This is a genomic window from Endozoicomonas sp. GU-1 (assembly GCF_027366395.1).
Classification (GTDB): domain Bacteria; phylum Pseudomonadota; class Gammaproteobacteria; order Pseudomonadales; family Endozoicomonadaceae; genus Endozoicomonas.
Map to the genome: position 1 here is coordinate 2,944,536 of NZ_CP114771.1, position 22,813 is coordinate 2,967,348.

Annotated in this window: 23 protein-coding genes; 11 read left to right on the plus strand and 12 right to left on the minus strand. The window is 50.4% G+C overall.

The window, feature by feature from the left end:
- The first annotated feature begins 116 nt into the window (after positions 1-116).
- The gene (locus O3276_RS12020; protein WP_269675834.1) at positions 117-1,472 is read left to right on the plus strand and encodes an ankyrin repeat and SOCS box protein; all 1,356 of its coding nucleotides are present in this window, start codon (positions 117-119) and stop codon (positions 1,470-1,472) included.
- Positions 1,473-2,219: 747 nt separating this feature from the next.
- Here O3276_RS12020 and O3276_RS12025 read toward each other — a convergent pair.
- A complete protein-coding gene (locus tag O3276_RS12025) occupies positions 2,220-2,918 on the minus strand; it encodes a hypothetical protein (protein WP_269675835.1) in 699 nt (232 codons plus the stop codon).
- A gap of 77 nt (positions 2,919-2,995) precedes the next feature.
- Complete coding sequence (locus O3276_RS12030) at positions 2,996-3,889, minus strand: TauD/TfdA dioxygenase family protein (protein WP_269675836.1); 894 nt, start codon at positions 3,887-3,889, stop codon at positions 2,996-2,998.
- 318 nt (positions 3,890-4,207) lie between these two features.
- Between O3276_RS12030 and O3276_RS12035 the strand changes: the two genes are divergently transcribed.
- Positions 4,208-4,987, plus strand: a complete 780-nt coding sequence (locus O3276_RS12035; protein WP_269675837.1) for a hypothetical protein — start codon at positions 4,208-4,210, stop codon at positions 4,985-4,987.
- 319 nt (positions 4,988-5,306) lie between these two features.
- Here the strand turns inward: O3276_RS12035 and O3276_RS12040 are convergent, their stop codons facing one another.
- Complete coding sequence (locus tag O3276_RS12040) at positions 5,307-5,564, minus strand: hypothetical protein (RefSeq protein ID WP_269675838.1); 258 nt, start codon at positions 5,562-5,564, stop codon at positions 5,307-5,309.
- A 204-nt stretch (positions 5,565-5,768) separates the two neighbouring features.
- On the opposite strand from O3276_RS12040, the gene O3276_RS12045 reads away from it, so the two are divergent.
- Positions 5,769-6,341, plus strand: coding sequence for a hypothetical protein (locus O3276_RS12045; RefSeq protein ID WP_269675839.1), 573 nt, complete (start codon positions 5,769-5,771; stop codon positions 6,339-6,341).
- A gap of 170 nt (positions 6,342-6,511) precedes the next feature.
- Here O3276_RS12045 and rsgA read toward each other — a convergent pair whose 3' ends face one another.
- Positions 6,512-7,549, minus strand: a complete 1,038-nt coding sequence (rsgA, locus tag O3276_RS12050) for a small ribosomal subunit biogenesis GTPase RsgA (RefSeq protein WP_269675840.1) — start codon at positions 7,547-7,549, stop codon at positions 6,512-6,514.
- A 260-nt stretch (positions 7,550-7,809) separates the two neighbouring features.
- Between rsgA and orn the strand changes: the two genes are divergently transcribed.
- Positions 7,810-8,355 (plus strand): oligoribonuclease, encoded by a 546-nt coding sequence (gene orn, locus O3276_RS12055; RefSeq protein ID WP_269675841.1) that lies wholly within the window; start codon positions 7,810-7,812, stop codon positions 8,353-8,355.
- 20 nt (positions 8,356-8,375) lie between these two features.
- On the opposite strand, the gene O3276_RS12060 is transcribed toward orn, so the two are convergent.
- The 6 genes from O3276_RS12060 to alc all read right to left on the minus strand — a co-directional run bounded on the left by O3276_RS12060 (position 8,376) and on the right by alc (position 13,447).
- Positions 8,376-9,599: a urate hydroxylase PuuD gene (locus O3276_RS12060; RefSeq protein ID WP_269675842.1), complete on the minus strand. Its 1,224-nt coding sequence runs from the start codon at positions 9,597-9,599 to the stop codon at positions 8,376-8,378.
- Between the two features lie 80 nt (positions 9,600-9,679).
- The gene (gene guaD, locus O3276_RS12065; RefSeq protein WP_269675843.1) at positions 9,680-10,975 is read right to left on the minus strand and encodes a guanine deaminase; all 1,296 of its coding nucleotides are present in this window, start codon (positions 10,973-10,975) and stop codon (positions 9,680-9,682) included.
- On the minus strand, positions 10,972-11,490 hold the full coding sequence (locus O3276_RS12070) for an ureidoglycolate lyase (RefSeq protein ID WP_269675844.1): 519 nt from the start codon (positions 11,488-11,490) through the stop codon (positions 10,972-10,974). The genes guaD and O3276_RS12070 overlap by 4 nt, the downstream gene beginning before the upstream one ends.
- 42 nt (positions 11,491-11,532) lie before the next feature.
- Positions 11,533-11,871 carry a hydroxyisourate hydrolase gene (uraH, locus tag O3276_RS12075; protein ID WP_269675845.1) on the minus strand — a complete coding sequence of 113 codons (339 nt, stop codon included), beginning with the start codon at positions 11,869-11,871 and terminating at the stop codon, positions 11,533-11,535.
- Entirely contained in the window at positions 11,868-12,386 is a 519-nt protein-coding gene (gene uraD, locus O3276_RS12080; protein WP_269675846.1) for a 2-oxo-4-hydroxy-4-carboxy-5-ureidoimidazoline decarboxylase, read from the minus strand. The genes uraH and uraD overlap by 4 nt, the downstream gene beginning before the upstream one ends.
- Complete coding sequence (alc, locus tag O3276_RS12085) at positions 12,383-13,447, minus strand: allantoicase (protein WP_269675847.1); 1,065 nt, start codon at positions 13,445-13,447, stop codon at positions 12,383-12,385. The genes uraD and alc overlap by 4 nt, the downstream gene beginning before the upstream one ends.
- Positions 13,448-13,623: 176 nt before the next feature.
- Between alc and puuE the strand changes: the two genes are divergently transcribed.
- Positions 13,624-14,556: an allantoinase PuuE gene (gene puuE / locus O3276_RS12090; RefSeq protein WP_269675848.1), complete on the plus strand. Its 933-nt coding sequence runs from the start codon at positions 13,624-13,626 to the stop codon at positions 14,554-14,556.
- Positions 14,557-14,588: 32 nt separating this feature from the next.
- Positions 14,589-15,668, plus strand: coding sequence for a patatin-like phospholipase family protein (locus O3276_RS12095; protein WP_269675849.1), 1,080 nt, complete (start codon positions 14,589-14,591; stop codon positions 15,666-15,668).
- Between the two features lie 188 nt (positions 15,669-15,856).
- Here the strand turns inward: O3276_RS12095 and O3276_RS12100 are convergent, their stop codons facing one another.
- The gene (locus O3276_RS12100; protein ID WP_269675850.1) at positions 15,857-16,444 is read right to left on the minus strand and encodes an arylesterase; all 588 of its coding nucleotides are present in this window, start codon (positions 16,442-16,444) and stop codon (positions 15,857-15,859) included.
- A gap of 94 nt (positions 16,445-16,538) precedes the next feature.
- Between O3276_RS12100 and O3276_RS12105 the strand changes: the two genes are divergently transcribed.
- From O3276_RS12105 to O3276_RS12115, 3 genes are all read left to right on the plus strand, one after another.
- A complete protein-coding gene (locus O3276_RS12105; protein WP_269675975.1) occupies positions 16,539-17,291 on the plus strand; it encodes an ABC transporter ATP-binding protein in 753 nt (250 codons plus the stop codon).
- Positions 17,288-19,834 (plus strand): ABC transporter permease, encoded by a 2,547-nt coding sequence (locus tag O3276_RS12110; RefSeq protein WP_269675851.1) that lies wholly within the window; start codon positions 17,288-17,290, stop codon positions 19,832-19,834. The genes O3276_RS12105 and O3276_RS12110 overlap by 4 nt, the downstream gene beginning before the upstream one ends.
- Positions 19,835-20,005: 171 nt before the next feature.
- Entirely contained in the window at positions 20,006-20,449 is a 444-nt protein-coding gene (locus tag O3276_RS12115; RefSeq protein WP_269675852.1) for a hypothetical protein, read from the plus strand.
- A 173-nt stretch (positions 20,450-20,622) separates the two neighbouring features.
- Here the strand turns inward: O3276_RS12115 and fliO are convergent, their stop codons facing one another.
- On the minus strand, positions 20,623-21,027 hold the full coding sequence (gene fliO / locus O3276_RS12120) for a flagellar biosynthetic protein FliO (RefSeq protein WP_269675853.1): 405 nt from the start codon (positions 21,025-21,027) through the stop codon (positions 20,623-20,625).
- Between the two features lie 520 nt (positions 21,028-21,547).
- Here fliO and O3276_RS12125 point away from each other — a divergent pair.
- A complete protein-coding gene (locus O3276_RS12125) occupies positions 21,548-21,757 on the plus strand; it encodes a hypothetical protein (RefSeq protein ID WP_269675854.1) in 210 nt (69 codons plus the stop codon).
- Positions 21,758-21,951: 194 nt separating this feature from the next.
- On the plus strand, positions 21,952-22,806 hold the full coding sequence (locus O3276_RS12130) for a hypothetical protein (RefSeq protein ID WP_269675855.1): 855 nt from the start codon (positions 21,952-21,954) through the stop codon (positions 22,804-22,806).
- The last annotated feature ends 7 nt before the right edge of the window (positions 22,807-22,813 follow it).

Here is a 22,813-nt window from a genome sequence, read left to right on the forward strand (position 1 = left end):
CATCATGACGAAAACGTCATGAGCTATTACGATTAGCTGCCCGATCAGGAACTTTCATGACGTTTATCTCTCTAACAGAGATGCTGTCATATTGTCCTGATTTCCCGGGAGGTAGTGTGGGTCCAGCAGAAAGATTATCGAGTTCGCTTCCGGTTGCCCCTAACCGTCTGTCCAGCGACCAATATCCAGAAGATCAGATTACTAACCGTCAATTGCCTACCGCTGACAACCAGCCTGAAGTGGGCACGATGCCCAGACTGGACAAGCGTAAAGTGAAACCTGCTGAAACGCTCACCCCTGAACTGAACGGGCAACTGAACGGAGCGGATACTCTGCCCAGTATATTAGACCAATGTTGTTCAATTGATGAAGCTCTGTCGTCAGGTGACTTGAACACAGTGGATGATGAGGGATTTACACTAATGACCAGAGCCGCCTATTTTAATCAGCCCGAGCATGTCAGAAAGCTGATTCGTGCAAGAGCTGATGTGAACCAGCCCGACAGTGCCAGTTGGACCCCCCTGATAGCGGCTGCCGACCAGAACTGCACAGAGGTCACCGGGATGCTTTTGGCGGCGGGCGCAGATATTGAGAAGACAGATTCGATGATGTTCGGCCCCTTGCATGCGGCTGCTGAAGTAGGCAACGAAGAGGTTACCCAGATACTGTTGGTGGCCGGAGCAGATGTTGAAGCGGTCAACACCTATGGTTCGACTCCGCTGATGTCCGCCTGCCGCAAAGGGAATAAACAGGTGGCGGAACGACTTGTACAATATGGTGCGGATATTAATGCAAGAAACTGCAAAACCTTCACCTCTGTCTTCCAGCTCGCCTGTTACTATGCCAATGAGTCCAGAGACACAGATCTTCTCCGGTTCCTTATCCGGCAAAAGGTGGATGTCTTCACACTTGATCACAATCATTGGTTTCCGCTGCTGACGGTCATCGCAGGTGGTCTTTCCAGTGAGGTAGAGTTCATCCTGAACAGGGGGTGGCACAAGGCAGTCATGGGTTATGACTCCCGTCTATTTTACCTCGCCGCCCTCAATGGTGAGGATGAAATACTCAGAATTCTGTTTCAACAATTACCTGATAAAACCAGTGCGTTTCAATGCATTGCCAAGGCAACCTCACTGACAGGAAAGTTTTTTGCAGAAAGTCCACTGCGCATTATCGACAGGAACTTTAATGAGATTTTGTCCATTGAGAATATTGTGGATAGCCCTTACTCATTAAAGCATTTGTGCCGGTCGATCATCAAACGATATGCAGCCACTGATCAGTATATAGTTCTGGACCAGTTGCCATTGCCTGATAGTCTGAAAAAATACTGCTGGCAAATTCCTGTTTGTTTGTACAATAAACACGACGTTGCTGTGTGGGCTGATTTTGTCGAATCGCAACGTGTTGCTGATGAAGATGTTGATAATGATAATGTGGGCAGTATCACTGCTGCCCGGTTAAGAAAATAAAGTAGAAAATTTGCCATATCCGGAATCATGACTAGGCTCCAAGGTGTTCCGCCAAATGTTGTCCCTGTCATCAGGAATCATGCAATAACGCGGACGTATAAATAAACATTACCTATTTAACTTTGAAACACTGGAGATTTCCATGGAATCCATTTCAGGGGCCCCTGTGCGCTCCGATTGTGTAAGTGCAGGTCCGGAGAAACAAGCGCCCAAGACCAGGAGAAAAGGTCTGTGGAGTTGCTTTAGCTGTACCTCTGTTGACCAACCAAAAAGTGAACCCTACACACGGAATTCAACGACAAATGTGCCAAATACTCCGGCGGAAAAATTCTCTCAGGTTCGAAGACAAACCATTAGAGCGCATGTCAAAGCTCACCCCCCGAGCACATCTTCCATCTCCAGAGGCAAAAGTACTGGCTACTCCGGAGCTTCCCGTTCCATGGGAAACACCTTGAGTACAGGATTGGTTGCAGGTGCTTTACTCACCAGCAGCAGTAATCACAGCCGTAGTGCTTATACTTATAGTAGTCACGATGACTGTTACTCTGGTGGCGGCGGTGACTATAGCTTCGGTGGCGGTGACTGCAGCTTCGGCGGCGGTGACTGTAGCTTCGGTGGCGGCGGTGGTTTTTTATGATTAGAACTTTTTGGTAGTTCTGTAGTAACAATAAAAGGCTGTTTGAAAGTAGCTAGAAAAAAAACAGCAGGTCTTAAATCTTTACCATGCTCAAAAAGAAAGACCTCTGTTTACTTTCTGCCTATTATTTGATTCTTATTAATGCCAATTAACCGCCCAACATCTTTACATTTTTTATTAATGGCCTTTATTTCCAAGGATAGATTTTTATTCTCTAATTTCAATCTATCCTTTTCTGCTTGCATCACTTTTATTTGCTTATCAATGTATTTCATTTTACTAACTTTCAATCCTCTGCTTTTTTCAGAGTAACCTTTATTCTTCTCAGTTCTTCGCAAATATCTTACAAATTTGCAAACGTCTTTATTTTCTTCTTTCTTGAGAATCTGATTAAGTTCTGGTACGGTCAGCCCGGCAATTTCCTGACGAGTATATTGTCTTCCATTTATTTCAACGGGCTGATCCAAGGCCCTCTGTATATTTTGACCTGGTAAGACAGCGGGATCAGAAGGTTTCTTGGAGATACTTGCTTGCCCTGATTCTGAGAGCTGTGGACTCTGCCTGACAGCAATATGGTGATCAGGAGTGGTTATTTTACAACTTTTCTTGCCGAGATCCGCAATGATGGGCCTTTCATCCATTGCTTTGCGCTTATTTATTCGCGGCTCTACCGGCTCTTCCGCAGTTGTTACCGTTTTGCACAATGTCCTTGATGTTTGCTGTTTTCCACCCATAGCCTTTGAGCTGTAAACCATGGAGTTGATTTTTGCAGCAGCAGTAGTGGCAAAAGAAAAATATGCTGAATTCACTTTTTCATTACCGGTAGCTAATCATTTAATGGATTCGACAGATTTATAGCTGCAAGGTTCCCCACCTCAATAATTCGCTAGCGATGTCGCAGAGTGGTTTCTTCCCGGGCTACAACCCCTAACCTGAGACCAACTCGCTGATGATGGCTTGAGTCATAGGGTTGTCCACGGTGCATGACTTGAGAGTTATCCCAGAAAACAATATCGCCTTCCTGCCACCGGTGAGCGTAAATGACACAGCTGGCAAGGATTTCATCCAACAGTGCTTGCCAGAATGTTCTGGCCGCTTCAGGGTCCTTTTCAAGCCCAACCGGTACTGCCGTATTCGATCCCATGTAAAGCCCTTCCCTGGCAATCAGTTCATGTTCAGAAACCAGGGGGTGGGTTTTTAACGGTGTTTCCGCTGTCCATGAATCAGGCGTCAGAAAAGGTGGCGAGTGGATCAGTTTTACTGTTCTCAACTCTGCCTGCCGCTCAGGACTGAGCGCGCGCCAGGCTTCAAGCTGGTCGAGGAAGTGCGTTGTGTGAGGTTGTCCATCGCACCCGGTCCCGGGCACCTTGTGTATATGAAGCATCACGATATAGAGCGCATTCATTGCCAGTCCCTCCAGTCGGGGAAGCGCATCCTTGTCGTGATGCCATTGCCATGCCGCTGACTCCAGTGGGCGATCAACAGGGCCCAGGGGGTTGCCAAGTACGGCCACATGATTGCTGACCAGCTCAGGAGGTAAAGGTGGGCAATCCTTACGTTGGCGATTGTCACCTATCATCATGGGGCCGAAAGTATCCAGTGCAAATTGTTCCATCTCACTGGCGGTCATATATTGCTTTCTGGCGAAGACCACTCCATGCTGCCAAAGCGCATGTTTCAGACCAAGCCTCTGGCTGCTGGTTAACGTTTTCAGGTTTAAACCCTGACACACTTCAAAGCCAAGCCTTGGGTGCTGGCCGGTGGTCTGATAGTTGATCATGATCGGCAGGCGGTGTTATCTGATACTGTTGAGTATAGGTAATCCTTGAACCGCAATGACACTTATCAAAAAAGACTGTACGACTGTCTTCTACGCCTTTTCCAGAGAAAAAACCGGTGTCAGGCCTTGAGTCTCGAAGGTGTTCAAAAAGAAAGACCTGCCCCCCCCCAACTCCCTACCTGTGCCCCCCTTCGGCAGGCAGAGCAGATGCTGGCTATACTGGACGCTGATCTTGAGCATCACTCTCCGAACCTGTGATTTCCATGACTTGTCCGGGGCCATTTGCATTACAACATTGATTTTGGATGATCGGGAAACATGAACGCAGTAGCCAGCGCCCAAAAACTGCCGCTGATGGGCAGTGCCTGTGGTCCAGTTACGGATATTTACAGCAACAAAGTGTTGTGGGGCGGATACCACATTTGCAATGTGGAGGCTTTTCCGGAAGAAAATAAAGAGTATCTCTATTCATTACCGAGGAGTATTTGCTTTGATTGTCAGGGATTGGCGCGCAACGCAGTACAAACAGCTTGCGTCTCCCTTCTGTGTGAAGACTGCAGCGAATACCGAACCCTGACAACCCCGCCAGGTCGTTTATGTCATATATGCACAGCTAATGGAAAACCTGCCACGCAAGAACACATAGATGCTTGCAACGTGATCGAAGCTTTTCCATTCAAAAGACGTGCGATCGATAAATTTTACCTCAAGTGTCCATTCACCAATTGTCAGTGGCAAGGTACGGTGGCTGAACTTTTCGGCATTCACGAAAGTGAACATCTGATGAATGCTTCCCCTGTCTCTTCACTTAAACATCTGTGCAGGTCGGACATTCAACGCCGCTTTGGTCATAATACTATTCTGTTAAGCGAATGCTGCGCTGTCTTGCGCTTACCTCAGGGGTTACAGCAGTATCTGGCTAATGCGCCACCGGGTTACACGCCCAGCAACCGCTCAGCCAAAGCCTATGTAGAAAAGTACTTTGTGACATCCCCTGGTTTGCTGGTTTGCCTGTTGCTCAATAATAAGGACCGGGTGATGGCTACGTGGTCTACGGTCGTGGAGGATCCCTCTGATGCCGACAAAAAAGAGCTGTAAAGCGCTTTATCCGCGAGCAGGCATTGGACCGCAAGGCGGTCTATATACAGTTTTACTACCACCCGAAAAAATGGGATCCCGCTTGTGAAGGTAATGACACCGTAGCTGAATCCTTGCGATGGAATTGTGTGCATTGGGACGCTTGTGACGATTTGGCGCATATTGATGGTGTGACACTTTGGAAAGTTTTCGTGAAGCAATTGATGCTCCGCGGTAGCTTTTCCAGGGAAAGCCTCTGCGTCAGGCACCTACCAGCCCGCCCTGTAGTTTGAGAGTGTCGTATTTGTGCAGGGCAACCGGGAAGCCAGATGACCAATTCTCATGACTGGCGAAGCCAGGGTTTGGAGCACCTATGAACACGAATGTAGTAGTCAGCCGCCCGATACTGCCACTGATGGGCAGTGCCCATGGCGGCGTTGTAGATAGCGACAGTAACAGAGTGTTGTGGGGCGGATACGCTGTCAGCAATGCTCAGTGGCTGCCGGAAAACAGCGAGCGCATTCGGTTTCCAGAGGATCGCGTTTGCGTTGATTGTGGCGGAATACCACGAAAGGTAGTTCAGACAATGTGTGGCCATTTGCTATGCAAGGACTGTAGCCATTACAGAACCCTGGCACTACCAACAGATCGATTATGTCACCATTGCTCAGCTGAGAATAAGCCGGATACGCCAGAAAATATCAGTTATTGTAATTTGATTAACGTTGATAATTTCACGGGACGTAAAATCAGCAAATTTTACCTCAGGTGTCCATTTACTGGCTGTCCGTGGCAAGGTACCGTGGCTGAGCTTTATGGCCTGCACGAAGATGAACATCTGACGGTTGGCTCCCTGAAACATCTGTGCAGGCGGGCCATTCAACAGCAACTCTCCCAAAAAAGAATTGTGTCACGCGAATATGCGGCATTGCCTCTGCCTCTGCAATTGAAACAGTATCTGGCCTTTACGCCGGCTTGTATTCCCAGCAATCAATCAGCCAAAGCGTACGTAGAAAGACATTTTGGGACAACAGATACCGATGGTTTGCTGGCTTATTTATTTCTTAATCGCCAAGGGCGGGTGATTACTCTGGGGCATACGGTCATGAAAGACCCTTATGATAAACCCAAAACAGAAACCGTAAGGCGTTCTATCATCAAGCAGGCCGTGAACCTCAACGCGAGCCTGGTGCAATTTTACTATCGCCAGGACAATTGGCATTCACAGTACAGAGGCACGGGTAACGTAATTGACAGCTTGAGGAAAGAACCATTTTTCCAGTGTGTTTTTGCATCGAAGCAGATTGGCTGTGCACAACTTTGGAAAGCTATTGTGCCACATGGCGAGGACCTTGTGGGCAGACCCGTGTCTTGAGTGTGCTCAAAAAGAAAGACCTGCCCCAGCTTATTTTTTAACGGCTTATTATTTGCCCACCCAACCTGCGCCCACTATTTTCTGACGACGGCTGCCGTTCGCGCTGAAGCTGTCGAAGTACGGTGGCACCCTCCTTCGACACGCTTCAGGATGAACGGGATGTACTGGTATCAGGCTTTTTCCAGAGAATTCAGAATATTCTGGTAGCTGTCCATTCTTTCCTGAAGAATATCGCCATTCAGGAGGGCCTGGCGAATAGCGCAACCCGGCTCCTGTTCATGACTGCAATCCCTGAACTTGCAGTGCCCGATAAAGGGACGAAACTCCTTAAAGCCGTGCAACACGTCTTCCGGTTCCATGTGCCAAAGTCCGAATTCACGAATCCCCGGGGAGTCAATCAGCATACCACCGGCCAGGAAGTGGAATAGCCTGGCTGCCGTGGTGGTATGGGTGCCTTTGCCGGTGCTTTCGGACAGCGGGCCGACCTTGGTATCAACGCCGGGCAGCAGTGTATTGACCAGGGAAGACTTTCCGACACCGCTTTGGCCGACGAAAACACTGGTGTGTTCATTCAGCAGGCTCTTGAGTTCATTGAGCCCGTCTTCCGTCCGGGTGGAGGCTTTAAGTACGCGATAGCCAATACGCTCATAGTTAATCAGCATATCGTCCAGCTCTTTACTGGCAGATGGACGACTCGCTCCACCTGCCAGCAAATCGGTTTTATTGAGCAGGATGACCGGCTCAATACCCACGGTTTCCGCAGCCACCAGATAACGGTCAATCAGGTTTGCATGGGGAACAGGCACCGGGGCGATGACCAGAACAATGTAGTCAATATTGGCAGCTACCGGCTTTAGCTGTCCTCGCATATCCGGTCTGGATAACAGGCTGTCACGGTCCTCAAGTGCCACTACCACCCCCATGCCGCCTTTGCTGGAAGCTCTCCAGACAATACGGTCACCGGTAACCAGTGGTGGCAGGTTGGCCCTCAGGTGGCAGCGATAGGTCTCACCGGGTTTGCCAATGGGTTCAATATCCAGCTGTGCGCCATAGTGGGCAATAATCAGCCCTGGTTGCTCTGGCCCCAGGGAGTCATCCTGAAGTTCCAGGGTAATTTTATCCTCACGCTTTTGGGCGCGGGCTTTGCGTTCTTCCTGAATTTTCTCAATGCGCCAGCTTTGTCTGCGCGTTAGTTTGCGCTTACTCATGATGTGCGGGAGAGAGTCTGAATTGTAAGGTTGGAAAGTATCATAAATTTGTATTGAGCTGATTTCGCTGCAATTATGAATGAAGTAGACTTATTATGTCAGCTGATTCGTTATCTGCCCGTAAATTGATCCATCTTTTTTCAGCGACATGACAGGGAACTAAAGCTCTCTATAATCTATTGAATCAGTTGGTTTTTTCCTGACTTGCAGGTAATTATCAAACCGTTCAGACTTTCTAAACTTTGACGACCGGGTGTTGGATGGCTAAATCGGATAATCTCGTATGGATCGACCTGGAAATGACAGGCCTGGATCCAGTCAATGACCGGATTCTTGAGATCGCAACAATTGTGACCGATGGCCAGTTAAACATTCTGGAGGAAGGTCCGGTTCTCGCGGTTCACCAGAGTGACGACGTTCTGGGTGCCATGAATGAATGGTGTGTTAACACCCATGGAGCCACAGGCCTGACTGACCGGGTCAAAGCCAGCACCATCAGTGAAAAGCAGGCTGAGCAGATGACGCTGGATTTTCTCCGCCAACACGTTGACCAGGGCATTTCGCCAATGTGCGGTAATAGCATCGGTCAGGACCGCCGTTTCCTCTGGCAATATATGCCAGAGCTGCACGACTACTTTCACTATCGGAATATTGATGTCAGCACCCTGAAAGAGCTGGCGCGTCGCTGGCAGCCGGAGTTACTGGAGCAGTTTTCCAAGAAGGGTGTTCACCTTGCGCTGGAAGATATCCGTGAGTCTATTGATGAACTTCGGTTTTATCGCCAGCACTTTATCAAAAATTTTTAGCTTTTATACCAACCTGCACGTTACTGAACACTCTGCTCAGACTTCACTTGTTGATACCACAGGCCAAGTAAATTGCGCTCTTCATCGGTCATGCCCGTGCGATTGGCCAATGGCATAATCTGAGTCTGTACGGTCTGGCTATAAATCTTATCAGCCTTGTTGGCGATGGAATCATAGTCGTGGAAAACCAGACCACCGGGCGGTGACTGAAAGAGAGGATCGGTCGGTGTTGCCGAGTGACAGGTGCTGCAGCGGGCAGTAACCAGCGCCACAATATCGCCCTGCTCCACAGCCGGTTGCTCTGCCATCGGTGCCTGCTGTGCAGCCATTTGTGGCCGGATAATAAAGGCCAGAGTCAACATCAACACCGCTGCTGCAGGCCATAGCCAGGTTAAAATGGCACCCTGATTGCGTCGGTTAAAGAAATGACGAACCAGCACTGAAGCCGCAGCCAGAACCGCCAGAATTGCCCAGTTCCACTGGCTGCCAAAGGTCATGGCATAGTGGCCACTGATCATGATAAACAACAACGGCAGTGTAAAGTAGTTGTTGTGGCGAGAGCGCAGCAAGGCATGCCTGGCACTCTTTCCAAGACCAGAAGGATCAAAACTGCTATCCCCCTGTTCAGCGGCAGCAACCAGATTTCTCTGGGAAGGGATAATCACCCTGAACACATTTCCCACCATCAGGGTGCCAATCAGCGCACCGACGTGAATATAGGCGGCACGGCCACTGAACAGTTGTGCGTAGCCCCAGGCAGCAAACACCACCAGCGAGAACAGCACCAGGCTGAACAGCGTTTCCTGTTTGAACAGCGGGGATTTGCACAACAGGTCATAGACCAGCCAGGCGGTCAGCAGGCTGACGATACTGATGGCAATGGCCTGAACTGGCGTCAGTGCAGACTGCGGTGCCAGTAAATAACTCTCTGCCCCCCAGTAATAAATAATGGCCAGTAAACCCATGCCGCTGAGCCAGGTGACATAAGCCTCCCATTTAAACCAATGCAACGTTGTTGGCAGTTTTTCCGGGGCAAGATGATATTTATTTACTTCATAAATACCGCCGCCGTGCAGCGCCCACAACTCACCTTTGATGCCTTTTTTCTGCTTGTTTGCTGGCGCAGCTTCCAACCGTCCTTCCAGCCAGTTGAAATAAAAGGATGCGCCAATCCAGGCGACACCGGCCGTCACATGCAGCCAGCGAAACAGCAGGTTTAACCACTCTTGTAGATAGGATTCCATGGTTCAATACTCATTTTATTATTGAAAATGCTGAGCGACGGTTGTTATAGACGTAATGGTGTCGTCAGCACTTCCGGCTTTCAGGCTTCCTGACCCATGATGATGGTTTTTTCAATGACCCGGTCATCACCCATCACCATCAACACGCCAAGCAACTCTTCCAGTGTTTTGGTCTTTTCCGTTCTGAATTGAAGCATTGGGGTAGCCGCCGGATTGAGCACCAGAAAATCCGCTTCATTGCCTGTGCGGAAGCTACCGATCTTGTCGTCAAGATGAAGTGCCCTGGCACCTCCCAATGTGGCCAGGTAAAAAGCTTGAAGCGGCGAGATGGTTTCCTCCCGCAACTGAGATACCTGATAAGCGTCTTTCATGGTATTGAGCAGGCAGAGACTGGTTCCCCCACCCACATCGGTGCCAAGACCGGTGGGGATACCATGGGCCTTTGCCCGGTTCAGATTAAACAGCCCGCTACCGAGAAACAGGTTGGAGCCCGGGCAAAAGGCAATGGACGAGCCGGAACTGCCCATTCGCTGCCAACTGTGGTCACACAGGTGGACTGAGTGGGCAAACACGGACCGGGGGCCCAGCAAGCCATGCTGATCGTACACATCCACATAGTGTTTGCTGTCCGGGAACAGTTCCTGAACCCAGTCAATCTCTTTCGGGTTTTCCGAGAGGTGGGTGTGCAGATAAAGACCATCGTGTTCCCGCAATAACCGGCCAGCCATGTGCAACTGTTCCGATGATGAGGTAGGGGCAAAACGGGGGGTTACTGCATACGCCAATCGCCCTTTGTTATGCCACCGGTTGATCAATGCTTTACTGTCTTCGTAGCTGCTTTGAGGAGTATCAAGCAGATAGTCAGGGGCATTACGATCCATCATCACCTTGCCTGCGATCATACGCAGATTTCGTTGATGGGCTTGTTGAAAAAAGGCATCAACGGACTGAGGTGCCACGGTACCAAACACCAGGGCTGTGGTGGTTCCATGGCTGAGGCACTGATCCAGAAAGAACTGTGCAATCTCACTGGCATACTGCTCATCAGCAAACTTCTGCTCTGCCGGAAATGTGTACTGGTTGAGCCAGTCCAGTAACTGGACACCGCAGCCTGCCAGTACTTCAAGCTGTGGATAATGTACGTGGGTATCGATAAAACCCGGAACCAGAAGACGACCAATGAGGTCTTTGATTTCTGTTCCGGCGGGCAGATTCTTAAAGACCTGATCGGAAGGACCGCATCGGGTTATCAGACCATCTTCAACCAGAAGGGCACCGTCTTCGAAAAACTCCCACGCGTCCTCCGAACCCTGTTGTTTCACTGGATCCTCCAGAAAGTGCAGGACAGAGGCTCGCCAAACTACCGATTGACTCATCGTGGCACCTCCACAATAAACTGCCCAGGCATCAGGACCTCATCACAGTTATCGCCGGGTCCCTTACGATCAATCACCAGATACTCTTCTCCGCCATCAACGGACAGTAAAGGGTGATGCCAGACACCGGGGTGGTAGGTAACGCCCTGTTTACCGTTGGTCAGAAAGCAGCGAATGGATGACAAATCGGGCGTCGCACCAACACTGGAGCCAGGGGCCACCACCACCAGAAAGCGCTGGCCTGCCAGGGGCATAAATGTCTGGCTACCCAGTGGGTGTCGTTCCAGCAGATCCAGTTGATAAGCGTGGTTAATCGGGGCTGTTTTATAGATATGTATTGTCGTGTAACCTTGATCATCCGTGGTGACGGATGTCAGGTCGCTGTATTTCTGACAGCGCCCCTGATTGATCACCAACGGTGTATCCCGGGTTTCGAGGACATCACCAAAAGGTTCAAAGGCTTCACGGGTCAGTATTTCCACCTTCAGCGTCTGGGCTGGTATTTCTTTATCCATAAGCCTTGTTCTCGTTTTTATTATTCGAATCAACTGCTGGTGTTAACTGCCCCGATAGGTAGAGTAACCATAGGGTGATAACAGCAGTGGAACATGGTGATGACGGTCATCACTGACTTCAAACGTCACCACAACTTCCGGGTAAAAGCACTGGACTTTATGCTTCTGGAAATAATCCTTAATGGCGAAATGCAGCTGATACACCCCTTTGGGAAGATTCAGGTCATCTGTCGCCAGGTTCTGTATGCGGCCATCATTGTTGGTGACGCCACTGCCCACTGGCTGCCAGCCATCACCTGCCTGTTTTGACAGGGAGACAGGGACTCCTTCTGCCGGTAAGCCACTACCGGTATCCAGAATATGGGTGCTGATACCGGTCATGCCATTTGCCTCCATTCAATCAGTTTGTTCAGACGTAGCTGGGTTATCTTATGTTGCTCGGCAGCGGCAATCGCCAGTTCATGTTCCGGCTGGTTATTCAGCCGGTCATTCAGCAGAGACAGCATCTGATCCGCTGACTTCCCGGTGGCGCAGACAATGAAGATATAGCCAAAACGGGTTTCGTAAGCGGTGTTACCGTCTGCTAATGCCTTGAGTGTTTCGTCACTGGCAGTGGCTGCGCCTGATTGCTCATGACCGGCCATATCACGGGTATTGGCGTATTTTGCTTTCAGGCTGTTTACGTCGCCAATCTTCGGGTGGCCTGCAAAAGCCTGTAGATAGTCTTTTTCTCCACAGGCGGACCAACTGGTGTCCGCTGTGGATAAAAGCTCATCTTGACTGGAGTATGGCCGGTTGTTCGCCATGAATTCCAGCCAGTAGTCACTGGTACAGCATTGGCGGAAAAAATGTCTGGCACCATCAATATCGAGACTGTTCAGTTCATCCAGTGTCATGAACTACTCCCCTCAACGCCACTTTCAAAACCGCTCTCATAACCGCTCTCAAAACCAAGAACGCGAAGCCTTGATACCCCCCCATCAGGAAATATATTCAGACGCACATGGGTGTATGGTTGTTCCGTGCTCTGCAACTCATTCAAGAACCGATGGTTGCGATGAGCATGCAGTTTCTGTTCCGGAAGAATGGTATGCCATTGCACAGGATCCGTTGCATCTTCAGGGTTATCCCCGGCAAAGGTACAGGCCTCCAGGCTGCAACGGTCAGGGTAGTTACCCTTGAAGTGCAAGGTATCCACTTCTACGCGATGAATAGTGCCGGGCAGAGCCAGCTTGACCATCATCCAGTCATTGCCCCCCTGCCGCCGACGTCTGGTTTCCCAGCCATTATGCATATCGACACCACGCCCTGGCAGTAACAGGTTTTGCATAGGGCCAAAGAATGAGTCACTGCAGGCTACGGAGCGGCCACCGTTCATCAGTGCCGCCAGATCCAGGGGCTCACCCGGTAAGCGATGGCGCTGATCAAGATGCACCTTGCCATAAACCCGGAGACGGGCGACACCGCCATCGGGGTAAATTCTCAAACGAATATGGCTGGCTACTCTCGGAGACTGATCCAGAGTAATCAGGTTTCGGCAATCGGGCTGTACGTCCACCCGATCCGTCAGCGGCAGCCAGTTGCTCTGTTCGTTGGGATCGGCGTTATCAAGCAGGTAGTCCAGCTGCACTGCGCCGGGGGCATTACCTTTAAAGTGACGTGTATCAATATCCAGCGCTTCGATTTCACCCACAGCAGCCAGGCGCACAATAACCCAGTCACAGCCATCAAAACCCGGTGCATCGCGACGGCGGCGTGACTCCCAGCCATCCATCCATTTGCCGTAGGCCGTATATTTTTCTGGTAGAAATACCGGGTCTTTAGCCAATAGCAGGTTATCTTTTTCGGCAAAGAAATCATCGCTGCAGTCGAGAACATCCCCACCCAGCGCACGGGCTGCCAGATCAATTCTTGTCTGCTGCCACTGTGCGGCGAGATCATCAGAAGAGTTATTCATTAATGTGTTGAACCTGCTGTTATTATTTTTACGGTCTAAAGACAGTGCCAACTTGTGTGAGCTTTGTGGCACTTTATCCTGATAGAATAGGTTTTATTATTTGACCATTTAGTCAATTTTTTGAGCATTTATGCCATAGAACCCATCAGGCAGGCAATAAAAAAATGGAGAGCCCAATGACGTTCGACCCTCTTTTAACGACAGATGACTACCCAAGAGACCTGGTTGGTTATGGCAGAACGACGCCTGATCCCCAGTGGCCGGGTAATAGCAGAATAGCAGTTCAGTTTGTTATCAATTACGAAGAAGGCGGCGAGAACTGTATTCTTCACGGTGATGAGGCATCAGAGGCATTTCTCTCGGAAATCATTGGTGCTCCGGCTCATAAGGGCATGCGTCATATCAGTATGGAGTCGATCTATGAGTACGGCTCAAGGGCCGGGTTCTGGCGACTTCACCGGCTGTTCTCACAGAGGCAGATACCGGTCACTGTGTACGGTGTCGCCATGGCCATGGCGCGTAATCCGCAAGCTGTCAGAGCCATGATGGAGTCCGGTTGGGAGATTGCCAGCCATGGTTATCGCTGGATTAACTATCAGTTTATGGACGTTGATGAAGAGCGTCGGCATATGCAGGAAGCGATTCGTCTGCACACCGAAGTGACCGGTAAGCGCCCAACCGGGTGGTATACCGGGCGTTGCAGTCCAAATACCGAGCAGCTGGTGGTGGCAGAGGGAGGGTTTTTATATCACGCCGATAGCTATGCCGATGACCTCCCCTACTGGGATACCCGGTTTGGTAAACCCCAGCTGGTGGTTCCCTATACGCTGGACTGCAACGATATGCGCTTTGCCACCGCCCAGGGTTTTAACAGTGGCGATCAGTTCTTCAGTTATCTGAAAGACGCTTTTGATGTACTTTATGAAGAAGGTGCCACGGCTCCCAAAATGCTCTCAGTAGGCCTTCATTGTCGTTTGGCTGGACGACCGGGGAGAGCGGCAGCCCTGACCCGTTTCCTGGACTATGTACAATCCAGGGAGCAGGTATGGCTATGTACACGGGAACAGATTGCCCAACACTGGCATACTCATCATCCTTATAATCGATAACACTGGTTGATAATTTTCAGGGAGAGCGGTGTATGGACAGTCTGATCGATATTCAGGCCGGGGCAAAGGCGTTAGACAGTATTCGTGCCAATGGTTTGCCCCAGGAGAGTGTCAAGGTCATGGTAGGCGCTTCTGGTGGTCCCAAGTGGTTTGTGCTCAGTGGCCTGGATAAAGCCCTGCTGGGCGAATACTTCCGCGACAGAACATCACCGCTGGATCTGATTGGCACCTCTGCCGGTAGCTGGCGTTTCAGCTGTTACAGCCAGAATGATCCTCTGGCTGCTCATGAGCGTTTTGAACAGGGCTATATTTACACCAGTTATTCCAGCAAGCCAGATGCTGCTGAAATAAGTCGTAAAGCCAGAGAGTTGGTAGAAACCATCGTTTCCTCCGATAGTGTCGGACAGATTCTTGATAATCCCGTTTTTCGTTTTAATCTGATTGCCGTGAGAAGCCATGGACTGACCGCTTCTGAGCGTAAACCGCTACAACTGGCCGGCCTGGGGCTTGCCGCTACGGGAAACTTGATTAATAGAAAATATTTGTCGTCATTTTTTACCCGTACTCTTTTCTATCATCCAGCCTATGACACTTCAGAAAAGCCTGCTTTTTACCATGCCGATGATCTTCCAACTGAGCATGTACGACTAACGGCAACTAATCTGGTGGATGCCATTATGGCCTCTGGCTCCATTCCTGCGGTGATGCAGGGTGTAAAGAATATCTCTGGTGCGCCCGCAGGCTGCTATCGGGATGGCGGGCTTACCGATTACCACTTCGATATGCGCTTTCATCAGGGTGATGGTCTGGTGCTTTATCCACACTTTTATTCAAGGATGATTCCCGGCTGGTTTGATAAGGCCTTAAAGCATCGCAGGCCGTTGCCGCAGAATACCGACAATATGGTACTGGTGTCGCCATCACAGGCATTTGTTGACCGGCTTCCCTATGGAAAAATACCCGATCGTAATGATTTTGCCCGATTTACCTATGACGAACGGGTGCGTTACTGGCAGCGGGTGGTTAATGAGAGCAAGCGGCTGGGGGATGAATTTCTGGAAATGGTTGCGGGCGATAAAGTACGACAGGTGGTTAAGCCTCTAGGAGGCTGACCGAGAATAGCGCCCGTCTAGGCGACCCCGTAGCGAGGATGGCAGAAAATTGAGGATAAAAATTCGGTTTTGTGAGGTGAATAGCGGGGCTATTTGCCGAACAAAAGCGGATTTTTAGACCAATTTACTGTCACCGCAGTAGGGCAGTCTATTCTCGGTCAGTCTCCTAGTTTAACCACCTGCAGGATTCACTGCTGCAACCTGGGTTGCAGCTCAGGCCATACATTGTTTAACAGGATTGGCTGAGCGGCTTCCGTCGGGTGAATTCCGTCCGGTTGATTGAGTGAATCATTACCTGCAACGCCATCCAGGAAGAAGGGAATCACAGGTACGTCCCACTTTTTACCCAGCCCATGAAAAGTTTCTGTAAAACGTCGGGTATAGACCGGTCCATAGTTGGGCGGGATCTTCATTTCAAAGAGAATAATGTCAGAATTGTATTCCCGGGTCAGGGCGATCATCTGATCAAGGTTGGATTTGATGGTTTTCAGCGGCTTTCCCTGCAGACCATCGTTGGCACCCAGCTGCAGTAACACCAGGTCCGGGTCGGTCTGTGCCAGCGTTTTGCGAAATCGGCTCAGGCCTCCAGCGGTGGTTTCGCCACTGATACTGATATTGGCAATTTTCCAGGGGTACTGATGGCTGTCGATTTTTTCCTGAAGTAATTGCACCCAACCCCGATTGATATCCGTAAGACCGTAGGCAGCACTAAGACTGTCGCCATACACTAATAGTGTTTTTTCTGAAGCTGACAGATTGATGGCCGGAAGGGACATTAAAACAAGAGTAAACAGCCTTGAGCTAATAGAAAGCCTTGAGCCAATAGAAAGCCTTGAGCTGGTGAAAAGACGACGAAATAAGGATTTTCTCATGAATGATGCGCTCTCCGGTTCCCGCAACACTCTCACCTCTGAGACCGCCGCTGAAACCACTCCATCGATAGAATCTGATTCACTGGCGGTGACTGCCTCAGGTCTGGAAAAGACCGTGGTTGCCCGTGATAACCGACTCACCATCTTGTCCGGACTTGACCTTCAGATCAAGTCTGGTGAATCCGTTGCAATTGTAGGGACCTCCGGCTCAGGCAAGTCAACGCTGCTGGGTATTCTGGCAGGGCTGGATTTGCCCACGGCAGGCAGTGTCAGCCTGGCCGGAAAACGCATTGATCATCTGGATGAAGATCAGCGGGCAACGGTGCGCGGGCAGCATACCGGGTTTGTTTTTCAGTCATTCCAGTTACTTGCCAACCTGACGGCACTGGAAAACGTCATGTTGCCCCTTGAGCTGGCGGGTGTGGATAACCCCGGTGAGCGGGCCAGGAAACTGTTAACCCGTGTCGGTCTGGAGCACCGGCTGGAGCATTACCCGAAACAACTGTCCGGTGGTGAGCAGCAGCGGGTCGCCATTGCCAGGGCATTTGCCGGGGAACCGGATATTCTCTTTGCCGATGAGCCCACCGGCAATCTGGATGAGAAAACCGGTGAAAGCATTATTGAGCTCCTGTTTGAAGTAAATCAGGCCAGCGGTACCACCATTATCCTGGTTACCCATGATATGGACCTCGCCAGACGGTGTCAGAGAATACTGAAATTACACGGCGGTCGTCTGGAGGCGGTGGTATGACGGTGAACAGTTCCTCCACAAGTCTTAAGCACAATAAGGTTATCCACAAGCCGAAAAGTACCGTCGGACTCGCCTGGCGCTTCCTGCTCAGGGATTGGCGCTCCGGCGAACTCTGGCTGCTGGTGGCGGCACTGTTGATGGCGGTGGCGGTCAGTACCGCCATTGCCCTGTTCAGTGATCGTCTGCAACTGGCTCTTGGACGACAGGTGGCAGAAGTACTGGGTGCGGATATGTTGATTCGCAGCCCGGGGCCGGTGCAGCCAGAGATTCTCGAAGCAGCCAGAAAGCAGGATTTAAAGTTATCCACAGTGCTTGAATTTCCCTCGGTGGTGATGGCCGGGGATGAAATGCAGATGGTCTCTGCCAAGGCTGTGGAAAACAATTATCCACTGCGCGGACATATTCGTACGTCAGATCAGCCCTTTGCCCCGGACCAGATCGTCAATGATACACCCAGCCCGGGTGAAGCCTGGCTTGAGCCCAGGCTTTTTCCTTTACTGGGCGTGGCTATCGGCGATCAGGTGATGCTGGGGAATACCTGGCTGACCATTACCCGGGCAATCACCCTGGAAACGGACCGGGGAGGCGATTTTTACAGTTTTTCGCCCAGGCTGATGTTCAATATGGCAGACCTGGAAAGCACCGGCATTATCCAGCCGGGCAGCCGGGTCAGCTGGAAAACGCTGATGGCAGGAGAGCTTTCCTCACTGGAACAATTCAAGGCATGGTCCAAAAGTCGTCTGAATACCAGTGAACAGTTGCTGATGGCCGACGACAGTCGACGTGATCTGCGCAACTCGGTAGTGCGGCTGAAGCAGTTTCTTGGCCTGGCCAGTATGGCCGCGATGCTGCTGGCTGGCGTTGCGGTGGCCATGGCCAGCCAGCGGTTTGCAGAACGCCGTTTTGATAGTTGTGCGGTGATGCGTTGCCTGGGAGCCAGTCGCCAGCAGGTGCTGAGACTGTTGCTTGGGGAGCTGGCTTTTGTGGCGGTGCTGGTGGCGCTTCCCGGCGTCTTGATTGGCTGGTTGCTTCAGGAAGGGATTGTCCAGTTGCTCAGGGGGGTATTGCCCGCCTGGCTGCCCGCAGCGGGTATCATGCCGATGGTGATTGGTGGGCTCACCGGGGTGATTACCCTGGCCGGCTTTGGGCTTGCGCCACTGTTACGGCTACAGGACGTTTCGCCACTGAGGGTCTTAAGACGTGAACTGTCGCCTGCACCGGCCGCTTCCTGGCTGGTCTATGGCTTGTCGTTAATGGCGGTGTTTCTGCTGCTCTGGTATCACACCGGCGAGGTGGTGATGGCGCTGATTCTGGCCGTGGCTTCGGGGGCAGTGCTGATGATGATCTCCCTGGGCGTGCAATTGCTGCTGACTCACCTGGGCAATCGTCAGAGGCTTGCTGCCCTGCCGGTGTTCTGGCGTCCCGGGGTCAGCAGGATTATCCAGGGTAAAGGCAAGACCTCGGCCCAGCTTCTGGCATTTACCCTGACCTTTATGGCCATGGCGGTAGTGCTGCTACTGCGCACCGATCTGCTTGATCGCTGGCAGAATGAGTTGCCGGACGAGACGCCAAACTACTTTGCCATGAATATCCAACCGTCTGAAGTTGACGCATACTCCGAGTTTCTGACCATTAATGATGTGGATACCAGTCAGCTCTATCCGATTATCCGTGGTCGTCTGGTTCGCATTAATGATGTGCCCGTCAGGGAGGCAGTAACCAAAGAGCAGGAGAACCATAACGCCCTGAACCGTGAATTGAACATGACCTGGTCAGAAACGTTGCCGGAAAGTAACCGGATTGAACAGGGCGAATGGTGGGAACCCGGCAGCAATGAGGGGCTTTCCATTGAGGCAGAAATTGCTGAAAACCTGGGTATTGATCTGGGTGACCGACTGACGTTTATGGTGTCAGGCAATGAGTTTACCGAAACCGTGAGCAGTATTCGTTCGGTCCAGTGGGAGTCTTTCCGGCCTAATTTTTACATGATTTTTCCTGAGGCCGTTTTACAGGATCTGCCGGCTACCTGGTTGAACAGCTTCTATCTGGATGCTGAGGATAAACTGCTGCTCAATGGTTTGGTCACTCAGTTTCCCACCATGACCTTGCTGGACCTGGATGCTGTGATTAGTCAGGTAAAGAAGATGCTGGCGCAATCAACCATTGCTGTGGAAGCGATGCTGGCGGCACTGCTATTGGCAGGGTTGCTGGTGATGATGTCCGTGATTGAATCCAGCATTGATGAACGTCTGCACGAAGGCGCATTGATTCGCTCACTGGGAGGAACCCGTCGTCAGCTCTTGATCATGCAGATCGGCGAGTTTGTTCTGTTCGGTATTCTGGCAGGTTTACTGGCGGCCTGCGGTACCGAGCTTGCCAGCTATTTGCTCAATACCCGGGTTTTCCAGTTGCGCTGGGAACCTGCCTGGTTTATCTGGTGTGCGTTACCCCTGTTTGGTGCCGCTGTTCTGGGTATTGCCGGATGGTTGGGGATTCGCCGGGTCATCAGCCAATCTCCTGCAAATATTTTGCAGGAGGTGTGAACCAAATTGCACCTGCACAAAAAATGAACAGACATTGTTTTACCCAGTAACCGTAAGGGATAAAAGGATTTATCCACAGCTCATTCAGGGAGTTGATCAGGGAAACTGTGGAAATCTGTTCACTATCTGGATTAACCTGAAGAAAACACTACCTCAGGGAAGGAGGTTACGATGGCGTGGGTAATGGATGGCGATGTCAAAGGGCTCAGTGGACCGTCTGCACGGGAAGACAGTATGGAAGGAGTGGCGGTGGCCTCTGCCGATTCGCTGCCCATTGAGGATGAATCCTACCTCTGCCTGTTATGCCTGCGGGACAGTACTGAGCGGATCATCATGCTCTACTTTAATTACATCAAGTTGCGTCAGGAAATATCGAGAGACACGCCTGCCGTGCTGATCGGCATGCTGATGGTCATGCAGGAAAAACACCAGGGTTTGCAGGAGAAGCTGCTGCATTACTACCCGGATAATATGGCCGCTGGCAAATGGCACGATCGGGATGAGCAAAATGAATGCCTGGGGTATCTCAGTGAAGATAACCGGCAATCCTTACAGCAGATCTGTCTGACCGAAATGAAGATGATGATGTTGATATCACAAATGATGGAACGCTAGGAGGCATTGACAGGTTGCGCACAGGTTTATGTGGATAACCTGTGCGCTACCTGTATAACTCCTGTTGCCAGTTATGAATAAGTTTATTTGTGTATAAGCAGGTGTGGACAAACCGAACACAACAGTAAGGCAGGAGAACCCAGAAGATCAAAACAAGTGGATTAACGGGGCGGTTAATCGTGGCCCCCTGAACCATCCGCTTTCTCAGAGGATTTATCACCATCCGTTTTGGAGCCCAGGAGTTTTTTAAACTGCTCTGCCAGATCCGTCTGCCCTTTGGTCTGACTTCTTTCGACGACCGGGGCATCAAAATCTTTCAGCAGCGTGATTTGGTTAGGTGTGATGCCAATAAGAAGATCTTTGCCACTCACCCGAACCAGAGTCAGGCGTGACTGGTTCGTTAGAGGCGCACTGGATAATAACTCAATATCCTTGCCCATGGCCGGCAGTTTGGGGTTAAGCCGCTTGACCAGCCAGGCCAACGCAAAAATCAGGCTGACCACCATCAGCATGGGCATGACAACCTGAAACAGATCCAGTTCACTGACCGGATTGGCAGGCTCTGCTGTCTCAGCCATCAAGCTGGCGGGCAGAAATAACAGGAAAGCGCAATATTTGCATAATTGTCTCATGCTAATGACTATAAAGCTCTCCCGGCTCAGAGTGCAAGCTTCTGATTTGGTTTATATTCTGCGCAATGGTGAAATCCCCTGCAGCTCATTGGCTCATCTTATTAAATCAGTGATTTAAAATGAATTGTCCAGACGGGAATCAATTGACTCCCGACACCAAAATAGTCATTAAATATCATTAACTTAATAGTATCGGGGAATTTTCTACCCTGGTATTTTTATCTCTTTAATGAACTATTGTCCTCAATATTGATCTAAGAGAAGTAACTAGAAAATCATTCGAACTTAATCTGCTTAAGATGTGATTTCTTAACGAATGCAATGACTGCTGCTTGAAGTAAGCAAAACATTAAGTCCCGGTGGAATACAGGAAGTCCATAAGCTGATTAAAAACCCATACGGTTAAAAAATCTTTCCAGAGTATTTAAGGAGTAAAAAATGGATAATAAGGTTGGGAATAAAGGTTATGGAACAACAAGTTCTTCTCCTGGTGTCGGTCCCTCTGAATCTGCAAGGCGCAGGCATGAAACGGGTACTCATGAAAGATATAAACATCACGCTAAAAATGATGGTACAGAACAACCTGCTCCCTCGCGGCAATTCGCAGGTCGTCCCTGTGCAACTTTGCTGGCGCGGCCTTACGGAGTTTCAGGCAGCACGGGGCCCGGTTCTGTAATCGGCGATATTTCAGGACCTCGACTTGCACCAAAAACCTCTGCTTATTCAATAAGCCAACTGGCTGCAGTTACCCAGTTATCTCCACCCCACAACCGAAGTTCTGCCACTGACTCCTCTGCAAAGTCTTTGAGTGATATTGCCAGGGTATGTTGTGAAATCTTCCATAAAGAAATTTACCCAAGACTCCAATTTATGAATGATGTAGTTGAACAGGATGTTCTTAAGGCTGTGTCGACACTGCAAAACGCAGTAACAGTCATGCAGCATTTAAAGGCGTTGAAACCTGATACGAAATTAGATATCGAACACAAACGGGCCCTCGAAGAGGTGGCCACAGCATACCTGACTATGCCAGTTGCCGGGACGACCAATTCTGAAACGGGTTCAAGAGCAAAGAAGCCTGAGTCAACAGTTGAGGGGAATTGGCAAAAATATTCACCCAGATACGACCTGCAAGCTCAAACCGCTGCCAATAGACCGGGACAATCAGAGGTAACAAACGCTCCTCAACCACCGAAAGTAAAAATTAAACGCCCGGAACTTACCCGATCCAGGCAATCATCGGGTATGGGAACTAAAAGAGAAATGCAGGATGCCCGGTCAGATCGGTTTAAACCACAAGCTCGGCAGCGTGTGCCCATTCCACCGACTATAAATGAGCAAGAGCGGCCACTGACACCGGTTGCAGATCCATCTGATGATGCTTTCCTGGGTCTGAGTGATGATGCTCTGACTAATTCTCTCTTGTTTGACATCAGGATTGGCCGGGCGGCTGCTAATTCGATAAAGCATGCCAGACAGCCTGAAGAAACGACTCCAAAGATCCGTTCACAACATGCTGCTGTGCAGAACGTTACGCCACCGTTTATCCAGACTGATTTACCAGGGGCTCATGCATCGACTCCGCTAACGGCTGATGCTTCAGGCTCCTCCGCTTTCCTTTTGCCCCCATCGGCACAGAAAAAGCAGGAAACCCAGCTTTTTCCACCGAGCTCTCACTTCCGGCCAATCAGGCTGAAGCAAATGTTGCTGCCACTTCCGCTTTGACAGGAGG